The 20,335-nt window shown below is 60.9% G+C and carries 14 protein-coding genes; 10 read left to right on the top strand and 4 right to left on the bottom strand.

What is annotated here, in order from left to right:
* Positions 1-39 precede the first annotated feature (39 nt).
* Positions 40-540: a helix-turn-helix domain-containing protein gene (locus ACN9MY_RS20795; RefSeq protein WP_426318501.1), complete on the bottom strand. Its 501-nt coding sequence runs from the start codon at positions 538-540 to the stop codon at positions 40-42.
* Between the two features lie 163 nt (positions 541-703).
* Between ACN9MY_RS20795 and ACN9MY_RS20790 the strand changes: the two genes are divergently transcribed.
* Positions 704-1,012 carry a hypothetical protein gene (locus ACN9MY_RS20790; RefSeq protein WP_426162431.1) on the top strand — a complete coding sequence of 103 codons (309 nt, stop codon included), beginning with the start codon at positions 704-706 and terminating at the stop codon, positions 1,010-1,012.
* A 2-nt stretch (positions 1,013-1,014) separates the two neighbouring features.
* Here the strand turns inward: ACN9MY_RS20790 and ACN9MY_RS20785 are convergent, their stop codons facing one another.
* Positions 1,015-2,097 (bottom strand): FUSC family protein, encoded by a 1,083-nt coding sequence (locus ACN9MY_RS20785; protein WP_426336075.1) that lies wholly within the window; start codon positions 2,095-2,097, stop codon positions 1,015-1,017.
* Positions 2,098-2,289: 192 nt separating this feature from the next.
* Here ACN9MY_RS20785 and ACN9MY_RS20780 point away from each other — a divergent pair, with 192 nt between their 5' ends.
* The 9 genes from ACN9MY_RS20780 to ACN9MY_RS20740 all read left to right on the top strand — a co-directional run bounded on the left by ACN9MY_RS20780 (position 2,290) and on the right by ACN9MY_RS20740 (position 13,862).
* Positions 2,290-5,004, top strand: coding sequence for a M16 family metallopeptidase (locus tag ACN9MY_RS20780; RefSeq protein WP_426336074.1), 2,715 nt, complete (start codon positions 2,290-2,292; stop codon positions 5,002-5,004).
* A gap of 198 nt (positions 5,005-5,202) precedes the next feature.
* The gene (gene cyoA / locus ACN9MY_RS20775) at positions 5,203-6,219 is read left to right on the top strand and encodes a ubiquinol oxidase subunit II (protein WP_426336073.1); all 1,017 of its coding nucleotides are present in this window, start codon (positions 5,203-5,205) and stop codon (positions 6,217-6,219) included.
* Between the two features lie 2 nt (positions 6,220-6,221).
* The gene (cyoB, locus tag ACN9MY_RS20770) at positions 6,222-8,222 is read left to right on the top strand and encodes a cytochrome o ubiquinol oxidase subunit I (RefSeq protein ID WP_426336072.1); all 2,001 of its coding nucleotides are present in this window, start codon (positions 6,222-6,224) and stop codon (positions 8,220-8,222) included.
* A 37-nt stretch (positions 8,223-8,259) separates the two neighbouring features.
* Positions 8,260-8,862 (top strand): cytochrome o ubiquinol oxidase subunit III, encoded by a 603-nt coding sequence (cyoC, locus tag ACN9MY_RS20765; RefSeq protein WP_426172259.1) that lies wholly within the window; start codon positions 8,260-8,262, stop codon positions 8,860-8,862.
* On the top strand, positions 8,859-9,218 hold the full coding sequence (gene cyoD, locus ACN9MY_RS20760; protein ID WP_426336071.1) for a cytochrome o ubiquinol oxidase subunit IV: 360 nt from the start codon (positions 8,859-8,861) through the stop codon (positions 9,216-9,218). The genes cyoC and cyoD overlap by 4 nt, the downstream gene beginning before the upstream one ends.
* Positions 9,215-10,552 carry an ATP-binding protein gene (locus ACN9MY_RS20755; protein WP_426336070.1) on the top strand — a complete coding sequence of 446 codons (1,338 nt, stop codon included), beginning with the start codon at positions 9,215-9,217 and terminating at the stop codon, positions 10,550-10,552. The genes cyoD and ACN9MY_RS20755 overlap by 4 nt, the downstream gene beginning before the upstream one ends.
* A complete protein-coding gene (locus ACN9MY_RS20750; RefSeq protein ID WP_426336069.1) occupies positions 10,542-11,084 on the top strand; it encodes a response regulator transcription factor in 543 nt (180 codons plus the stop codon). The genes ACN9MY_RS20755 and ACN9MY_RS20750 overlap by 11 nt, the downstream gene beginning before the upstream one ends.
* A 128-nt stretch (positions 11,085-11,212) precedes the next feature.
* Complete coding sequence (locus tag ACN9MY_RS20745) at positions 11,213-12,679, top strand: amidohydrolase family protein (protein ID WP_426336068.1); 1,467 nt, start codon at positions 11,213-11,215, stop codon at positions 12,677-12,679.
* A gap of 124 nt (positions 12,680-12,803) precedes the next feature.
* Positions 12,804-13,862, top strand: a complete 1,059-nt coding sequence (locus tag ACN9MY_RS20740; RefSeq protein WP_426336067.1) for a porin — start codon at positions 12,804-12,806, stop codon at positions 13,860-13,862.
* A gap of 115 nt (positions 13,863-13,977) precedes the next feature.
* Here ACN9MY_RS20740 and ACN9MY_RS20735 read toward each other — a convergent pair whose 3' ends face one another.
* Positions 13,978-19,281, bottom strand: a complete 5,304-nt coding sequence (locus ACN9MY_RS20735) for a hypothetical protein (RefSeq protein ID WP_426162421.1) — start codon at positions 19,279-19,281, stop codon at positions 13,978-13,980.
* A 313-nt stretch (positions 19,282-19,594) separates the two neighbouring features.
* A complete protein-coding gene (locus tag ACN9MY_RS20730) occupies positions 19,595-20,335 on the bottom strand; it encodes an HD-GYP domain-containing protein (protein ID WP_426162420.1) in 741 nt (246 codons plus the stop codon).

Raw genomic sequence — 20,335 nt, 5'->3', positions numbered from 1 at the left:
CGGCTACGCCGGGGGGAACAATGATTGAGCGGCGTATGGTTACCCGTAAAGGGCATCGTGCATGCCTGGTGTGCCGGCGGCAATGCGCAGCGCGACGCCGCTGGAAACGCGCTTTCGGACGCGTGCCATTTCGGCGCAAAGACGGGCATGATCGGACAACATCCGTGGCACTTGCGCCGGCAACATCGTTGGCGCGGACTTTCCCGTGTGCCATCGAAGATCGCCGGCCAGTAAGCGCAGCTCGCGGATACTGAGGCCTGTTTCCTCATGCATGCTCACCAGAAGGTCTGCGGAGACCGGCACCCTGCCGTGGCGGAGCTTGCTAATCGAAGGCCCGCCAACGGCCAGGCGCTGTGCCAGGCGGCAGTCGGTGCGCACTCCCAGCCATTCCTTCATGGTGTCGAGCAGCAGGTTGGGATTGAAGTCTGGATTTTCTGTTCGGTATTTGGACATAGGCGTGGCGGCGCGGGCGCCGCGATCAATTGGCATGCGAAGGTAACGTGCGGCCAGGCCGCCAGTAAATAATCGCTGCAATTGCACGGACCGCAGCGCCCGGAGCGGAACTTTCGGACCCATTAACCTACGCGCGCCGGTTCCGGCGGACTGGTCTGAAATCTGGCGCTTCGCACCGGCAGTCTTGGCGACGGCCCTACAGTGTCCGGACATGGGGCGAATCGATTCGCCCTGATTCCAAGGAAAACCTATGCAACACTCCCACTCCGGCAAGCGCCCCCTGGCGCGTACGCTTTTGCTGGCTTTCGCTACCTGCCTGGGCGCGACAGCTTGCGCCCACCACCGCTATCCGGTGCAGACCGACTATGCCGGCCGCGCTGCGGCGTCCTGCATGCAGTATGGTTATCGCACAGGTACCGATGAATTCGCAGATTGCGTCAGCATGAACGTCAATGCGGCAAAGGACCGTGAGTTGAAGGCGCGCCTGGCGACGGACCGGAACTACCGCCGTAAGCTGGAGCGTCAATTCAGGCGCTCGGAACAGCCTGACCTGCCTTAGATTCAGAGCCTTGGGATGCGGGCACCGCGCTGTTCATACAGCAGGGTCAGCGCGGCACCGATCATCCCGCCCACCAGCACATTGGCTGAGCGCAGCACGGCCACCCCAACCCCATAACCAGACGTCGCCGCCAGAACCACGCACATCATGCTGCGCAGTCCAAACGCCAGGCGATAGCGTTGGCAGCAACCGAGGGAAATGGCGGTCACCAGGGTGCATACGGCTGGCAGTGCGTGACCGGTGTGCAGCATGGCGGGTGCCGCCTGCAAGGCCACCCAGCACAGTGTCATGCCGGCGCCGGCGCCCCACAGCACGCCCACGGCACGGTCGCCAGCCTTGCGCCGCACGCTGGGCATCGAACCGGTGACGACGCTGGCAGCCGACCAGATCAGCCATTCCCCGGCCGGCAGGTGCAGATAGCGCACCAGGGCTGCGGCCAGCAGCACGGCCGCGCAGCGCACCACGGCGGCATCGCTGGCGGTGCGGGCCCGCTCGGTGTCAGATGCGCGCGCCGGCAGCATATTGTGGCGACGGCAGAAGACGCGCAGGGCGGCTGCAGCACCGGCTTCGCTGGCGGACAGCTTCCACACCAGCACCAGCGCTGTGGGGACCAGCGCTAGTCCCGACCAGGACAGCAAATGCAGGTAGCCCGCCAGCATAATGCCGCCGCCTGCGTTGAGCTCGCAGCCCAGGTATAGCGCCGCCAGGAATCCATAATTGCCAAGCGATTGCCAGGCTGGCCCCCAGCGGCCGAGCCATCCGGCTGCCGCGCCGTAAGCGGCGCACAGCGGCACAAACAGCCAGGCATATGGATAAGCCAGGCTGAAAAGCGCAACGGAACCGAGGATGGCTCCAGCGTGCAGTAAGAGCAGGAACAGCGAAGGCTGTGTTTTTTCCGCCGCGGACAGCAAGAGCACACCCAGGAAGCCAGCTTTCAGGCTACTGCTGTCGCCAGTGGACAGGAAGCACGCCAGCGTAGGGGCCATCAGCAGCACGACGCGTGCAACGCGCATGAAGTCGAAGCTGGCGCGAAACCAGTTGCATACGGCAGTATGGACTGCTCGCAAGGGGCGGGTGGGGAGCATAAGACACCGGATGGAGGGGAGAGAGTCGAACCGTAGCTTATCCGACAACAGTCTTGCGCCTTGATGCCCCGTCAGGAATTCGGACCAAATGAAGCTTGGGCAGGCTTCCTTTGGTCTGGGAATTTGCGCAGCGGGGCGACTGTCGGACTGCCCTCTATTCCAATGCGGTTTTCACTCTAGGACTAAAACACAATGGCAACCCGGTACCTGGCTCCGCTGCTGCTTGGAGTATGCATCCTCCCTCCTGCGTTCGGGCAGGCGATCCCGCCGGGCATGACGCAAGGTCCGTCGCTGGCTGGCATCACAGAATATCGCATGGCAAACGGCCTGAAAGTGCTTCTGTTTCCCGATGCGGGCAAACCAACGGCGACCGTGAACATGACCTATCTGGCGGGCTCGCGCCACGAGAACTATGGCGAAAGCGGTATGGCGCATTTGCTCGAGCACCTGATGTTCAAGGGCTCGCCACGGCATCGCGACCTCATGCACCAATTCACGGTACGCGGCATGGATTTCAACGGCACCACCTCGCAGGACCGCACCAACTACTACCAGGTGTTCCAGGCCAGCCCCGACAACCTCAAATGGGTGCTGGATATGGAAGCCGACCGGATGACCAACGCCTTTATCGCGAAGAAGGACCTGGACGCGGAAATGACGGTGGTCCGCAACGAGTATGAGCTCGGCGAAAACAATCCCTACGAGGTGCTGCACAAGCGCATGGAAAGTGTGGCCTACGACTGGCACAGCTATGGACGCGCCACCATCGGCAACCGCAGCGATATCGAGCATGTGGACATTGGCAGGCTGCGCGCCTTTTATCGCACCTATTACCAGCCCGATAATGCGGTACTGCTGGTCGCCGGCAAGTTCGATCCGGCGCAAACCCTGGCCTGGATCGGCAAGGCGTTCGGCGCCATCCCAAAGCCCAAGCGCGAGCTGCCGCAATTCTGGACCGTTGAGCCGGCCCAGGATGGCGAGCGCCAGTTTGCCGTGCGGCGCAGCGGTGACCAGCAGATCGTCATGGTCGGCTACAAGGTGCCATCCGGCCTGCACGGCGATGCCGAAGCGCTGGCATTCTCCAGTTCCATCCTCAGCGACGCCCCGAATGGCCGCCTGCACAAACTGCTGGTGGAAACGGGCAAAGCGGCCCATGTCTTTGCGATCAGCCAGGCGGGCATGGCTCCCGGCATGCAAATGTTCGGCGCCGTCGTCAGGTCGGGGCAGGAGGTAGCGCCGGTACGCGATGCGCTGGTCTCCGCAGTGGAGGGGTTTGCCAGCGCACCACCAGAGACGGAAGAGGTCGAGCGCGCACGGCGCGAGTTTGCCAATTCGCTTGACAAGGCGCTGAGCAATCCGCAGCAGTTGGGCATCGCGTTAAGCGAAGCCATTGCCTTGGGCGACTGGCGTCTGCTGTTCCGCCAAAGCGAGGTTATTGCCTCGGTGACGGGGCAGCAAATCATGCAGGCGGCGGAACGCTATTACAGGCGCGATAACCGCACCGTAGGCACCTTCCTGCCGGATGACGCGCCCCAGCGCGCGCTGATCGGTACGGCGCCGACTGCCGCCGAATTGCTGCGAGCCTACCGCGGCGAGGCAGGGAAACAAGCCGGGGCGTACTTCGACACCAGTCACGACAACATCCTGGCGCGCACGCAGCTGACGCAAGTCGGAGGACTGAAGCTCGCGCTGTTGTCCAAGAAAAACCGGGGCGAGACCGTGACCGTGGAGCTGCAGCTGCATTGGGGGAACGAGAATACGCTGTTCGGCAAGCAGACCGTGGCGACGGCGGTGAACGCCATGCTCATGCGCGGGACCAGCAAATACACAAGGGCGCAGCTGGCCGATGAGATGGCGGCATTGAAGATCACCGGCACGCCATTCAATTTCGAAACCACGCGGCAGCATCTGCCGGCCGCCATGCGCCTGATGGCCCATGTGCTGAAGGAGCCGGCCTTCTCTCAAATGGAATTCGACCAGATGCGCCAGCAGTGGCTGCTCAGCCTTGAATCGCAGCGCGGTGAGCCGACATCGATGGTGCGGCGCGAACTGGAGCTGCATTTCAATCAATGGCCCAAAGGCGACCCGCGGGCTGTGCTGACGCTCGAGCAACAGATCGCCGAAGTACGGGTCCTGAGCCTGGAGGACCTGAAGGCATTTCATGCCGCGTTTTATGGCGCCTCGCATGGCGCACTGGCGGTGGTGGGCGACTTCGACAAAGAGGCATTGCTCGGCGCCGTCAGCGAGGAGCTGGCCGGCTGGCGCAGCAATTCGGAATACGCCCCTGTCCTCGACCGGTACGCCGCCATCCCGGCTGTCCGCAAAGTGCTTGCCGCAGCGGACAAGGAAAACGCCATGTACGGTGCCCGCATGAACGTCGCCTTGAACCTGGACGATCCGGATTATCTGGCGCTGCAGGCCGCGAACTTCATGTTTGGCGGCGCGGCGAAGTCGCGCCTGATGGACCGGATCCGGGAACGGGACGGCCTGTCGTACTGGGGGGGCTCTGCACTGCGGGCCGGCGAGCGGGACGATGCCGGCATTTTCACGGTCGAAGCGGTGGCGGCGCCGCAAAACATGGCCAGGCTGGAGGCAGCCATCCGCCAGGAGCTGGAGCGGGCGCTCAAGCAGGGCTTTACCCGGGCTGAACTGGAAAGTGCCAAGGCCGCCATGCTCCGGCTGCGCGCCCAGCAGCGGGCGGAGGATGACGCCCTGGCCTGGGAATGGCTGCGCCTGATGCAGATGGCCCGCGGCTTCGCCTGGAACAAGGCTCAGGAAGCGCAGCTCAATGCGCTCACCCTGCGGCAGGTCAATGCCGCCTTCCGCAAGCACATTGATGCCAGCAAGCTGAGTATCGTCATCGCTACCGATGCCGCACAAGCGGCGCCAAGCAGCCAAAGCCGTTAATCGGTCCGGTTTACGCGGGGCAAAGCCGGCTTTGAGTTTCCAATTCGCAATAATTCGGGTTGAAAACCGGTGTGCGCCCTGGCGGCAGTCATCCGGTCCGAGGTTTGCGCGACGAAGCGGACAAAGTGTCCAATGTGCAGGACCGCAGGGCAGGAATAGAGTGGCAGCACGAATCCATTCAACACAGGACTTATTCGTATGCCACGTTCCTTATTCCTTCGCGGGCTCTTCATGGTGCCACTGGCTGCACTTGGCGCTTGCAATACGGTGGTGATGAAGCCTTCGGGCGACATCGCTGCTCAGCAAAGCCACCTGATCGCGGTGTCCACCTTGCTGATGTTGTTGATTATTGTCCCGGTCATCGCCTTGACCGTTCTGTTTGCCTGGCGCTACCGCAAGGGCAATAGCGCAGCCAGTTATGCGCCGGACTGGGATCACTCGACGGTCCTGGAACTGTTGATCTGGGGCGGTCCGCTGCTGATCATTATCGTACTGGGGCTGCTGACCTGGATCGCTACCCACACGCTCGACCCCTATCGCCCGCTGCAGCGCCTGGATGCGCGTCGCCCGCTGCCGGCTACGGTCAAGCCGCTGGAGGTGCAAGTGGTGGCGCTGGACTGGAAATGGCTGTTCATCTATCCGGAGCAAGGCATCGCGACCGTGAACGAGCTGGCGGCTCCGGTCGACGTGCCGATCAATTTCAAGATCAGCGCATCGAGCGTGATGAACTCCTTCTTCATTCCTGCCCTGGCCGGACAGATCTACGCCATGCCCGGCATGGAAACCCAGCTGCACGGCGTGATCAACAAGCCTGGCATCTACGACGGCTTTTCCTCCAATTACAGCGGGGCCGGTTTCTCGGGCATGCGCTTCAAGTTCCATGGCTTGAGCGGCGAAGACTTCGCGCAGTGGGTGCAAGGCGCCAAGCGCAGTACCGTTCAGCTGGACCGCGCCGCATATGCGGCGCTGGAAAAACCCAGCACGCGCGACAAGGTGCGCTATTACGGCGCCGTCGAGGACGGCCTGTACAGCGCCATCGTCAACCGCTGTGTCGACCGCAACGCCGTATGCATGAACGAGATGATGTCCGAAAACGCGACCCGGGTCGCCCGCCACCGCAGCAGTGCCGAACTGGCTGCGGAGCGCGCTGCGCAGCGCCTGACCCAGGCCGCGAGCGGGGTGGAGTGCGCCAGCCCTGAAACCAGAAAGAACTGACTATGTACGAACAAGCTAACCTGAAACAATTGATATTTGGCAGGCTGGGCTGGGATGCGGTTCCCATCCACGAGCCGATTCTGCTGGGTACCTTCATCATGGTGGCGCTCGCGGGCGCCGCCATCCTGGGCCTGCTGACCCGTTACCGGCTTTGGGGGCCATTGTGGCGCGACTGGATCACCAGTGTCGATCATAAAAAGGTAGGCATCATGTATATGGTGTTTGGCTTGGTGATGCTGCTGCGCGGCTTTGCCGATGCGCTGATGATGCGTGCGCAGCAAGCCATGGCCTTTGGCGAGAACCTGGGCTACCTTCCGCCGCACCACTACGATCAGATTTTCACGGCCCATGGCGTGATCATGATCTTCTTCGTCGCGATGCCGCTGGTGACGGGGCTGATGAACTACGTGGTGCCGATGCAGATCGGTGCGCGCGACGTCGCCTTTCCCTTCCTGAACAACTTCTCGTTCTGGATGACTGCATTCGGCGGCATGCTGACCATGACTTCACTGTTCGTGGGCGAGTTCGCGCGCACCGGCTGGCTGGCCTATCCGCCCTTGTCCGGAATCCTGGCGAGTCCCGATGTCGGGGTGGACTACTACATCTGGTCGTTGCAGATCTCGGGCGTCGGGACGCTGCTGTCGGGCATCAACCTGATTGCCACCATCGTCAAGCTGCGCGCCCCCGGCATGACGCTGATGAAGATGCCGGTCTTTGCCTGGGCCGCGCTGTGCACCAACGTGTTGATCGTCGCCGCCTTCCCGGTGCTGACGGCCGTGCTGGGCATGCTGACCCTGGACCGTATGTTCGGCACCAACTTCTTCACCAATGACCTTGGCGGCAATTCCATGCTGTACGTGAACCTGATCTGGATCTGGGGCCATCCCGAGGTCTACATCCTGATCCTGCCGTGCTTCGGCATTTTCTCGGAAATCGTCTCGACCTTCTCCGGCAAGCGCCTGTTCGGCTATACATCGATGGTGTATGCGACGGTAGTTATCACGATCCTGTCCTACATGGTGTGGCTGCACCACTTCTTCACCATGGGGTCCGGCGCCAGCGTCAATTCCTTCTTCGGCATTACGACGATGATCATTTCGATCCCGACCGGCGCCAAGATCTTCAACTGGCTGTTCACCATGTATCGCGGCCGCATCCGCTTCGAGCTGCCGATGATGTGGGCCGTCGCCTTCATGATCACTTTCGTCATTGGCGGAATGACCGGCGTGCTGCTGGCGGTTCCGCCGGCCGATTTCGTGCTGCACAACTCGCTGTTCCTGATCGCGCACTTCCACAATGTGATCATCGGCGGCGTCCTGTTTGGCATGTTCGCAGGCATCAACTACTGGTTTCCAAAGGCCTTCGGCTACCAGCTCGACGCCTTCTGGGGCAAGGTTTCGTTCTGGTGCTGGGTGATCGGCTTCTACCTGGCCTTCATGCCCCTGTATGTGCTGGGCCTGATGGGCGTGACGCGCCGCATGAGCCACTTCGACGATCCATCGCTGCAGCCCTGGTTTATCGTCGCTGCCGTGGGCGCCGTCCTGATCGCTGTCGGCATTGCGGCGATGGCCGTGCAGTTTGCGGTCAGCTTCAAGCGCCGCAAGCAGCTGCGCGACCTCACAGGCGATCCATGGGATGGCCGTACCCTGGAGTGGTCGACCGCGTCGCCGCCGCCGGATTACAACTTCGCCATCACGCCGCGCGTACACGACAATGATGCCTGGACTGATATGAAAAGGCACGGCTTCCAGCGTCCGCTGGCCGGATTTTCTGCGATCCATATGCCGAAGAATACCCGCGCCGGCTTCATCCTGGCGGCGCTCAGTTTCGCGCTCGGCTTCACGCTGATCTGGCATATGTGGCTGCCGGCCGGGCTGTGTTTTGCCGTGCTGCTGGCGGCAATCGTGGCCCACACCTTTAACTACCGGCGCGACTACTACATTCCCGCGGATCAAGTCGCGCACACGGAAGAAATGCGTACCCGTCTCCTGAAAATCGCCTGAACTTATGACTACCAATCATCCTATCGTCGCGGGCGCGATGCCCGCCGACCCTTGCGCGCGCTTCCTGGTGCGCAATCATCATCCGCAGAACGGGACCATGCTGGGCTTCTGGCTATATCTGATGAGCGATTGCCTGATCTTCGCCGTGCTGTTCGCCGCGTATGCGGTGCTGGGACGCAGCTACGCGAACGCGCCATCCGGGGCCGAACTGTTCGACTTGCCGCTGGTGGCCATCAACACCACGCTGCTGTTGCTGTCATCGATCACCTATGGCTTTGCCATGCTGGAGATGCAAAGGCAGAAGCTGAAGCAGGTAATGGGCTGGCTGGCCATCACCGGGGTGCTTGGCGCAACCTTCGTCTTTTTCGAGCTGTTTGAATTCATCCACCTGGTTCAGGAAGGCGCCGGGCCCCAGCAAAGCGGCTTCCTGACCGCGTTCTTTGCCCTGGTCGGCACCCATGGGCTGCACGTCGCCTTCGGCATCGTGTGGCTGGTCACGCTGCTGTTCCAGCTGAAGAAGCATGGCCTGTCGCCGGAGAACCGGCGCCGCCTGATGTGCCTTTCGCTGTTCTGGCACTTCCTCGATGTGGTCTGGGTCGGCGTGTTCACCTTTGTCTACCTGATGGGAGTGCTGCCATGAGCGAACACCTGCAGCACGATCCGGCGCACGGCAGCCTGCGCGGATACATCATCGGCTTCGTACTGGCTGCCATCATGACCGCCGTTTCCTTCTGGCTGGTGATGGGCAATGTGTTCGTCCACTCCAGCACGGCGGCCTATGTCCTGCTTGGCCTGGCCGTTGGACAGATCGTGGTACACATGGTGTGCTTCCTGCACATGAATGCCAGGTCGGAAGGGGGCTGGAACTTGCTGGCACTCATCTTCACCTTCGTGCTGGTGGCGATCATGCTCAGTGGCTCGCTCTGGGTCATGCATCACCTGAACAGCAACATGATGCCAGGCATGACCAATGGCATGATGCACCATACGCCATGAAGGCTTCCCTGGCGAGCGAGGACGGCGCGGCCGGTGCCGCATCCACCGTCGCCGGCAACATCTTGCACGCCTCCGGACGGCAGAACATGCGGCAGTTGATTGCACTGCGCTGGCTGGCTGTGCTGGGGCAGGGGGCGGCGATCATGGTTTGCAGCGTAAGCTGCGGCGTGCCGCTGCCGCTGCCTGCCATGCTGAGTGTGCTCGGATGCCTGGCCGTCTTCAATATTGCCAGCGTGCTGCGCTGTCGGGGCGAAGCCGCGGTTTCGAACGGCGAGCTGCTGTGGGCACTGTTGGCCGACGTCGCCTGCCTGACGGTGCAATTGCACCTGAGCGGGGGCATCTCCAATCCGTTTGCCTTCCTGTATCTGCTGCAGGTGATGCTCAGCGTGCTGCTGCTCGACCAGCGTTCGAGCTGGCTGGTCGTCGGCGCCAGCACCGCCTGCCTGGCCGCGCTGGCGGTCTTTTCGCGGCCGCTGGAGCTGCCGGCGGACCTTGGCTCCGGCATCTTCAGCTTGTACATTCAAGGCGTGTTGCTGTGCTTCGTGCTCATCGCAGGACTGCTGGTGATGTTTACTGGCCGCATCATTTGCAACCTGCGCCGCACTGCCGGCAAGCTGGCCGACCTGCGCCAGCAGGCGGTAGAAGAGGAGCATGTCGTCCGTTTGGGATTGCTTGCATCCGGCGCGGCGCACGAACTGGGCACTCCGCTGGCGACCATGGCGGTCATTCTGGGCGACTGGCGCCGGATGCCGGAATTCAGCAGCAATCGTGCATTGCGCGCAGAGCTCGGCGAGATGGAAGCGCAGCTTCGACGCTGCAAGACGACGGTCAGCAGCATCCTGCTTTGCGCAGGCCAGACGCGTGGCGAGCTGTCGAGACCCACCACCATCAATGCCTTCCTGTCCGGCCTGGCAGCGGAATGGCGCATCGCCAGGACGGTAGCGGACTTCGAGTTCGACAACCGGATCGGGCGCGATGTGCGTATCGTTTCCGATTCCATCATAAAACAGACCATCTGCAATCTCCTGGACAATGCTTTCGAAGCCTCGCCGCAATGGCTGCGCATGGAAGCAAGCATCGACGGCGAAATGCTGGCAGTGCGGGTGACAGACGCGGGGCCTGGATTCACTGCCGCAATGCTGGCCCAGTTCGGCAAACCATACCACTCCAGCAAAGGGCGCGAGGGCGGTGGACTGGGACTATTCCTGGCCATGAACGTGGCGCGCAGGCTAGGCGGAACGCTGGCGGCCGCCAATCTGGGCCGGGGCGGGGCCAAAGTCTGCCTGCGCCTGCCTTTGGCGGCGATTACGCTGGAGGAGCTCCATGACAACTGATGCCGGGCGCATCCTGCTTTTGGTGGAAGACGATGCCGCATTTGCGCGCACGCTGGCGCGTTCGTTCGAACGCCGCGGCTACCAGGTGCTGCTGGCGCAAAGCCTGGACGAGGTCTGCGACCGGCTGGCGTGCCATGCGCCTGCCTATGCCGTGGTCGACCTCAAGCTGAAAGGCCACGCGACAGGCTTGTCCTGCGTGCAGCTGCTGCACCGGCGTGATCCCGCCATGCGCATCGTAGTATTGACTGGCTTTGCCAGCATCAATACGGCGGTGGAAGCGATCAAGCTGGGCGCGATCCAGTACCTGTCCAAGCCTTCCAACACCGATGAGATCGAAGCGGCACTTGGCCACGTGGCCGGCACTACGGACATTGCGGCCAGTAGCCGTGCCACTTCTGTCAAGACCCTGGAATGGGAGTATATCCATGCGGTCCTGGCCGAGACAGGCTACAACATCTCGGAGGCGGCGCGCCAGCTGGGCATGCACCGCCGTTCGCTGGTTCGCAAGCTCGGCAAACAGCGGGTCAAGTAGTGGATCAAGCAGCGGGAAAGTTCCATCGCAGTCCGTAAATCGGTCCGGGAAAGTAGCTTGCTCAGGCACCGTCCGGCATGCGCAGCCTAGGATAGGTTGAACACTGCAACCCAGAAAGGAATTCCCCAATGTGCCAGCATCATTCGAAAGCCGATGGCCGAACTGCGACCGGCGCCATCTTGCTCGCGCGGCCGGAAGCCGGGCGGTCGCCAACGCAGCCCGCAGCGATGCCGCAGGACAGCGGCAAGGATCACGTCCAGGTCTTGATCAAAGACGCCTGCATCCTTACCATGGACAACCAGATCGGTGATTACGCATGTGCCGACATCCTGATTGACGGCGACACGATTGCCGCTATCGGATCCGGTTTGGCGCAATGTATCAGCGCCCCGGTCCAAACGATCGATGGACGCGGCAAGATTGTCGTGCCGGGCTTCGTCGACACCCACCACCACCAGTTTGAAACGGCGTTGCGCAGCAGCCTGGCCGACGGTATCCTGTCCGGCGATCCGGCGCAGCCGGAATACCCGAACTACATGGAGCGCATCCTGGGCCGGCTGGCGCCTGCCTACCGCCCGGAAGATGTGTATATCAGTGAGCTGTATGGCTCGCTGAGCCAGCTCGATGCCGGGGTCACCAGTGTACTCGACGTGTCGCAGATCCACCATTCGCCGGAACATACCGACGCTGCCGTAGCAGCTTTACTCGACGCCGGACGGCGGGCTGTCCTGGGGTATTTTGAGGGGCAAGGCCTGGCTTGCAGGTACCCGCATGACATTTTTCGCCTGCAGCGCGAATACTTCGCCGGCACGCAAAGCCAGGTCACGCTGGCGATGGGCGGCGAAGTCTATCTGCCGGAATGGGAGCGCGCCTGGCAGCTCGCGCGTGAACTGGGCCTGCAGATAGTCTTCCACTGCGTAGGCGGCATGGGATCGCAGGCTGTGATGGACGATCTGATTTCACGCGGCCTGCTGCGGGACGATAACCTGATCATTCATATGACCGGTATCAACCAGCCTGCCTGGAAAGCGGTGGCCGAAGCCGGTGCCGCCATCTCGTTGGCGGTGCCGATTGAAATGGCAATGCGCCACGGCACGCCGCCACTGCTGCACGCGCAGGCGGCAGGCATCATGCCATCCCTGAGTTCGGATGTGGAATGCACCATGACGGCCGACTTCTTCACGCAAATGCGATGCGCGCTGACGCTGCAGCGTGGCCTGGTCAACGAGTTGGCACTGGAAGGCGATCATACCTTTGCTCCCGTGTCGGCACGGGAAGTGCTGCAGTGGGCGACCATTGGCGGCGCCCGGGCGCTCCGGCTGGCGTCGCAAACCGGCAGCCTGAGCCCTGGTAAGCAGGCCGACCTGATCCTGCTGGACAGCGAAGCCTTGAACGTCAGCCCCCTCAACCATGCGCCGGGTGCGGTGGTGACCTTGATGGAGCGCAGCAACGTCGACACCGTGATGGTGGCCGGCCGCATCCGCAAGTGGCAGGGACGGCTGGTCGGCGTCGATGTGCCTTCGTTGACGCGCAAGCTGGAAGCTTCGCGCGATTACCTGTTCGAGAAAGCTGGCCTGGCGCGAGTCCTGTTCTAAGCACGCAACGCCGCCGCTGCTTCATTCGGTCCGGGAAATCGGCGCGCTGCAGCAGCGGCGCGACGCTTCGCGCAGCATCGGATCGTCGGCCTCATCGCAGGCCATTTCATGAGGCAGCGAATCAATGAGGAAAGTAATGCTAGCGCTGGCGGCCAGCGCATCGGCAGGGACCGCGGCGGCCGGGACGGGCGTAGAACTGTATGGCGTGATCGACATGGCGCTGGTGCATGAAAGCGGCGGACAGGCGGCGCTTACCAAGCTGACCAGCGGCGTCGAGTCGGGCTCGCGTTTTGGACTGCGCGGCAGGGAAGATCTGGGCGGCGGCCGCGCCGCCGTCTTTGTGCTGGAAAGCGGTTTTCGCGCCGATACCGGCCAGGCGGGGCAGGGCGGCCGCCTGTTTGGGCGCCAGGCTTACGTCGGCCTGGAAAGCCGGCTGGGCACGGTCACGCTGGGGCTGCAGCTCACGCCCCAGTACCTCGCCATGGCGGCCGCCGATCCTTTCGACACCGGTATGGCGGGCGATACCGAAAACCTGATGGGCTTCGCCGGTACCATGGAAAGTTCGGTCAAGTACGCCTCGCCGAGATGGCACGGGGTGAACGTGGAACTGGCTTATGCCAGCGGTGACAAAAGCGGCCAACAGCGCGGCGGCCACGCGGCCGGTGGCGCTTTTTCCTATACCAGTGGGCCTCTGGCGGTGCACGTGGGCCACCATCGGCGCAGCAATCCGGCCGCCCCGGCGCCCGAGCCGGACCAGGAGCCAGCCAGCAACACGCTGCTGGCTGCCGTGTATGACTTTGGCGTGGCGAAAACCCATATTGCAGTCGGCAGGGACAAAGGTCCGGACAGCACGCAGATGCGCGACAGTGCCAATTCCTTCGGCTATGCTGTCCCGCCAGGGCCAAGCCACGACAGCCGCAGCATCATGCTGGGCCTGTCCATTCCCCAGGGCGCAGGCATATGGATGGCTTCCTGGCTGCGAAAGCACGACAACACCATCGGCCGCCAGGATGCTACGCAGCTGGCGCTTGGCTACCGGTATTACCTGTCGCGCCGCACCGATGTGTATGCAGCCTACGGCCATATGATGAATCGCAACGGCGCAGGCTACACGGTCGGCAACGCCACAGGCAACGGCAGTGGCGACCGAGCCTTCAATCTCGGTCTGCGCCATACACTCTGAATTCGAAACCTTCAGTTTTCTTTCTTTATCGCGAGCTTGCCCGCCGAAGTCAAGCCCCATTTGGGGCCAGTTCCGGCGGGCGAAGCGCGCTGCTGGTCCACGCGCTTCATCACCATCACTCAGTCTTGGTCGGATCAAATCCGTACTTGAAGCTGACGTCAATCTGGATCCCATTGCGACCGGGCCCGAGGTTCTCGAGATTCCATTTCGCGACCTTTTCCTTCAGCCCATGCATGTATTCATCCATGGCAAAACTACATGAGAGACAAGGTGGAAGTCCGGTATGAAACTTGATATCCATGCGAAGCTTTTTCTCTGGATTGTTGACCGAGGCGCTATCAAGTGAAGCAACGCTGTCCATGAATTTCCTCATGTTTGCTTCAATGTTGGGTAGAGCCTTGTATTCGGTGTCGCCGTCGCGGGGAATGACGATCGGCTGTTGACCTTCCCTGGGTCGACCAGCCGCGTTCATTGCTCCCAGGTTGGACACGGCACCGGCGTGGTTTCCTGCTCCTGGCAGCAAATCAAGTTGATCCTTGAATGCATACGATCCGCTGATCAATATGCGTGGCTGGGCGGTCACACCTTGAACCGTGGCAGAGTCGAGCGTCGACTCTCCATCGAATGCGTTCATCGTGAACGCCGCCACATTCCTTCCTTTGACCTTGTTTCTTCCAACCTTAACCAGTTCGGACGGATTCTCAACGTTGAATATTTCTTGGCAATTAATGCCAGTCTTGACCGAGTTGTACCTTTCCTTCACGAGCTGATCCAGCTCTGCAAATTCGGCATCGGTACCTCTCTGAATATGGTGTTGCTCGAGATGGTTGATATTGCGCTGTATCTCCGTCCTTTCTTTTTCGTCAGTCGATGCCGCTTTCTGGCGTTGTAATTCCTCTACCAGTTGAGCTTTATCATATGCACCAGCGTCGCATAGCCTACGCAATTGTTGACCAGGCGCACGCTTGGTTCTCGCATTGCCGATGCGCGGCGCGCAGGAAATTTCGTTATAAGCCTGGACCGTGTGCGGACTTGCGTGGACTGCATGCAGACGCCCTTCTTTGTTTTTGAGGTGGTAAAGTGCGCCATCAATTTTGACAACGAGAATCTCTTTCGATCCGATGGAAAAGGCCGCCACGCGCTCCCAGCGGAAAGGCAGCACATCTCCTTCGGGGCCTATGGCGCGCAGCATCGGAACTTTATACGAATGGATGCTGCCGGCCGGTGGCGTCACAACGTCCGAGCCATCGGGCTGGGTCAGGCGGTAGTGGGTCTTCTCCGACGTTGGAGCGCCGTCCTCAACGTAGCGAATGATGCCGTCTGCGTGGCGGCGCGTGTCGCGTTTCAAGACGGTATCTGAGTTGCGATAAGCCTCTCCCTCGTTCGGGCGGGCGCGGCGCAAGCCCGGTCCATCCAGAACGCGTACGTCGGTGCCGTCGCCATAGTAGCTGGTCTTGGCCTGTCCCAAACGGTCGATGGCGACGGCATCGGGCTCGCGCTGCCGATAGCCGGACGAACCGGGCCTGAGGGTGAGCGTGTGCAAGTCAACTTCGGCGAAGCGAGGAGCATCGGCGGCGCCAATCTGGCGCATGAATTTACGCCGGTCTGGATCAAAGAATATACCGCCTTCCTGGCCGCCGCTTGCCTTCAGGTAGCGCTTGCCATCCGATCCCGTAATCAGCATCCCGTGCGGCAGGTCAGCGCCGTCCCGGAGACGTGACCCATCGGTTGTCAGCTTTGCGAGCGCCTCAAGTTCTTTCGCATCCCGGAATCGCTGGAACGCATGTCCATAGCCCACGCTATTCAGCTTCGCGCTTAGATCGTTCGAATCGGCCGTGCTGAGGCCATGGGCCCGCAGCCGGTCACGGAACTCGTTCTTCCCCTTCATCAGCGCATCCACGAAGACCTTCCTGGGTCTCTTCAGGCTCTTGAACTTGACGCCGTGCAAGTTTCCAACAGCCTTGCCCCACTTTGCCGCCTTATTCATGAGCGTGCGCTTGCCACCCAACATACTCACAACTGCGCCACCGCACTGCAGACCGATTATGAACTCGTCGGTCGGGAAGGGATTGACATAGCTGCTGGATGGTGTCGTTCGTGGCGGTCGGGCGCCAACAGGATACTCATAGGGCTCATTTTGAACACGCGGGTCGGTAAAGGCGTCGCGGACTCTGTTGACGCAGCCGTATAGTGGCAAGCCCTCGACGTAGGGCTTGGCGTGCAAGCTGCGCTCAGCATTGAGTTTGTGTGCCTCGAGTTTCTGGGTCCAGCCAAGCTGGGAGAACACTTCCCTGCGCACTTCATGCGGCGTACCGGGGAAACGCCGCTCGATACCGAAAGTGCCGCTGCGAATCTGATCCGGCGCTCGTTCGAAGAACTCCGCGGGATGATTTTTTACGTAGAACATGGCTTGATCCTCGACAGTGTTCAGATCATGATCAGCGATGTCCTCGATGCTTGCGGCCATGGGGGTGAGCGAGGCGTGCCTTCCGGCATCGAACGCAAGCCTGTAAGGCTGAGGCTGGTTCGCGCCATCTGAGCGCAACATCACGATCATGATGTTATCCGGCGATTTGACGGTGTGCGATCCCATCTGTACTTGTGGCTTGAGAATTGCTTCTGGCTGGCGATGAAGCCCGAACAACAAGTCCAATTGCGCATGCGCACCACGTTCGACTGTCTTGAAATAATCCCTTGCGCGCTGATCGTATTCTGCAAAAATGCGCTCGCCGTCGATGGTGACTTCCTGGCCTTGAGCGGCGAGTCCGCCATGAGGCACTTCGATCAGGAAAGTTCGCTGTCGATATGAGTTACCGTCGGAACCGCGGCTGTAATGGTTGCCATGGGCGAATGCGTCCAGCAGGGTCTCATTACGGACGACGCGGTTGTCGAAACTGACGGGCCGTACCGGGTATTTGACGGTGGTGACACTTTCGGGCCGTCCCGAGATATACTGTTCACCGAACACCGCTGCAATCTCAGCCAGGGATGGAGGCGGGTCAACCAGGGCTGCCCGGATCTGTGCAAGTTTCTGATCGCGGACGGCATTGGGACGTTGCTCGAAGTCTTTCATGATGTCGGCAAGGACGGTGTCGTCGGATTTTCCCTCCGCACCGTAGGCCCCGGTCAGGAGCGCGAAGTCGCTTGCCATGTGATGCTGCCCCAACGCGCCCAGATCATCGTTCATGAATTGGGTAATGATGGTCTGCGCCGCTGCGTCCATTTCCTTTTCAGACCTGATCGGGATGTTTGCGGCGCTCAATGCTGCATAGCCGACCCGATAGTTCAAATGCCTGTCATCGGCCCATTGCATCTGTTCCAGTACGGATTCCGGGACTTGGCGAAGCGTAGGATCGAGCTGGTCAATGAGGGCGAGGGTAAAGGCAAGCTTGCCCTGCTCGCCCACCGGCAGCTCTCCTGCACAACTGGCCAGCATGGCCGCCTTGGCCTGGGCACATGTCTTTCCGTTCAGCTGATCCTTATGTTCCCTGAACCACTGGGCGGGACTTTTTCCGAGAAGGCTGAGAATGAAGCTGTCGTCCCCTGCGGTCTTCAGCTTCCAGTCCGCTTGCAATGTCTGAAGAAGTGCTTTCGCCGCGCCATGCGTCTGCTGATGGGTGAGTACATGCAGACGTGCATTGCGGTGGCGATGGTGGTGGTTGCTTGGGGTTGTGGTGTAGCGCAGCTTCAGGACCTCCAGTTCGAGCAGCCGATCGAGCTTAGCAGCAAGACTGCTGGCATCGGTGGCATTCGATCCCTGGAATGGTGGTGGTAGCTCGCCACTGCCTCGTTGAACATGAAGTCGCTGGACTTCAGCTTCGGTGTCGGCGATGTGCTGATCGAGCAGCGTTTGCGCGTCGCGTTGCAATTGCACCGGGTCGCGCGGTGCTGGTGCATTCAGCCGCGAATAGGCTTCAAAGTCGTTTCGGAAAACCGTTTCGTTGGCATGGACGGTTTCCAGCGGCACTGAGAACAGTTCGTTGGTTTGCGCGGTCGCGTCGCTAGGAGCAAGTTCGCGGCGCTGCCGTGCTGACGCAGAAGCATTGTCAATGATGGCGTGCTTGAAATCGATATAGTCTGAGTAAGTTGCCTTCGGGCCGGTGTGCTCGCCCTGCATTTCGCCAGGCTCATGTTCGGTTTCAATGGTCACGTCATCATCGCCGGCCTCGTCGGTTTGTGCGTCAACCACGTTTTCGACCGGTTGTGCGGTACCAGCGGTGCCGATCTGCGATAGAACCGCGGCCCCTGCCGCGATAACTGGATTGCCAGTCAGGGCCATGGTAGCCCCGGCCACCAAGGCGGTCTTCGCAACCTCGGTTGCGGCCTCCTGCCAGCCCTTGCTTTGCTCGTTGGGAGTCTGTGCCGCTGGCTGCGGCTCCTGATGTTGTTGCTCGTATGCTCGCGCCTCTTGCAGGCGTTGCTCGAAGATGGCGGTTCTTCCTTGCGCTACCGTCGTGGTTTGTGGCCCTGTAACCTGCTGGCCTTCGAGCATGCGTTGCGCTTTGAGCCGAAGCACCGGCTCGAATTGGGCGCCTAATGCCAAGCCCGAAAATATCACGGCAGTCGCTTTTTGCTTCAGGCCCGGTTCAGGCTGTGGCCGGCTGGAGTATTCGTCATCGACTTCTTTCTGCTCTCCATAGGCCTTGGCAAAAGCTTCCTGATAAGGCCCATGGTTGTGGCAAAAGTGCTCATAAATATCTTGACGGAAGCGATTGATATCTTCCTGACGCACTTTGTCATCGCGTAAGCCTTGTGCATCGGCGATTAATGCCCTGAAAATGCTCGATCCGTCCGGATCGGAACTTACATTGGGCGGAGTGGGACCGTTGTCAGTGGCCCAGAAGCGGGCCTCCTCATCCTCCCCCTGTTGGTAGACACGGAGCACATCCTTGAGTATGCCTTCCTTCGGCGGAAGGTCGTTTGCCAGCCCGACGTCGGCCACATGGATGCTTTTGCCGAGCATGTCGGCAATACCGTGCAACAGCACAGGCATCAGTGATTCGGGAATGGGGGCGCCAGGGGTCAGCAGACTGTCCAGCAGGTCCGGTCGGATCAATTCGCCAAAGCCGTGTTTGAAGAATGGCGCAAAGACTTCGGGAAAATCCTGCAGCACCGTCGCACGACTGGAATGAACGGATCCAAGCGTTTGCCAACTTCGGAATTCTTCGAGTTTCTTCTTCAGTCCTTTAGGATCTGTTATCCAGAAGCGGGGAATCCCTGGATCCTTCTGATCCAATTTACTCGCATAGATCCAAAACATCGTCTCTTCGTGTGGCGCATTGCATCCCGACGGCGGTGGCAAGGTAGGCACTTTACCGCCGCTATTCGTTGAATTATCGTTTGCCGTACTTCGTTCGCCGATGTTGTTGGCCCGGTTCGACGCGATGTCGGGATTGGGCACAATGATTGAGAACTTCACTTTGTTTATTCCAATGAGTTAATGGCATGCCTTGGGAATTCCCAAGGCTGCCGGTGCTGGATTGATCAAAAGTTGCGCTGCGCCGGAACATTTTCCGGATGAGTAAGGGCTGGGCGCATAATGAAGTGCGCGCTACAGGATCAACGGTTCGACCGACGTCGCGCTGGAATGGATGCGGAGTTGCTCAGTACGCATTTTGGGCCGGGAGCTGAGGGAGCGCCAATGACGGTTAAGGTCCCAAGCAGGAGGCCGCCAGAGGAGGGGGCGCGGGAAGAGGAAATCATGGGCCAGCCGGGTGCTGGCCGTGACTGCGTTAGCCGTGCAGCACCCGCTGGGCCAGTGCGGTCAGATCGCCGACCGTGTCGCCATGGCGCGCCGCAATGGCCGCGAACTGCTGTTCCAGGACTAGGAACGCATCCAGCACGTCGGGATCGAAGTGACGACCGCGTCCCTGGCGCATGATCTGTAAGGCTTCTTCATGCGACATCGCCGGTTTATAGCTGCGCCTGCTGGTCAGCGCATCGTAGACGTCGGCTACGGCCATCAGGCGCGCCGACATCGGAATCGCATCCCCTGCCAGGCCTTGCGGATAGCCGCTGCCATCCCATTTTTCATGGTGCGACAAGGCGATTTCTTTGGCGAAGGCGAGGCAGGGCAGTGGATGGCCGAGCTGCGCTTCAGCTTGCGCCAGCACGTCGTAGCCGAGCTTGGCATGGGTGCGCATGACCGCGAATTCATCGGGCGTCAGGCGGCCTGGTTTGAGCAGCACGCGGTCGGGAATGCCGACCTTGCCGATGTCGTGCAGCGGCGCCGACTTGACCAGCAGTTCGATGGTTTCATCGCACAGGGTTTGGGCAAAGCGCGGATGATTGCGCAAATATTCCGCGAGTAGCCGGACGTACTGCGCCGTACGCACCAGGTGGCTGGCCGTTTCATTGTCGCGCGCTTTGACCAGGGAAACCAGCATCAGCAGCGCCAGATCGACATCGGTGCGTACTTCGGCGGCATTGTTTTCGGCCTTGACGGCGGTGTATTCGATATAGGAGATTCGCAT

This window comes from Pseudoduganella sp. R-31, from assembly GCF_049913235.1.
Classification (GTDB): Bacteria; Pseudomonadota; Gammaproteobacteria; order Burkholderiales; family Burkholderiaceae_D; genus Rugamonas.
This window is presented reverse-complemented; position numbering and strand designations above follow the sequence as displayed.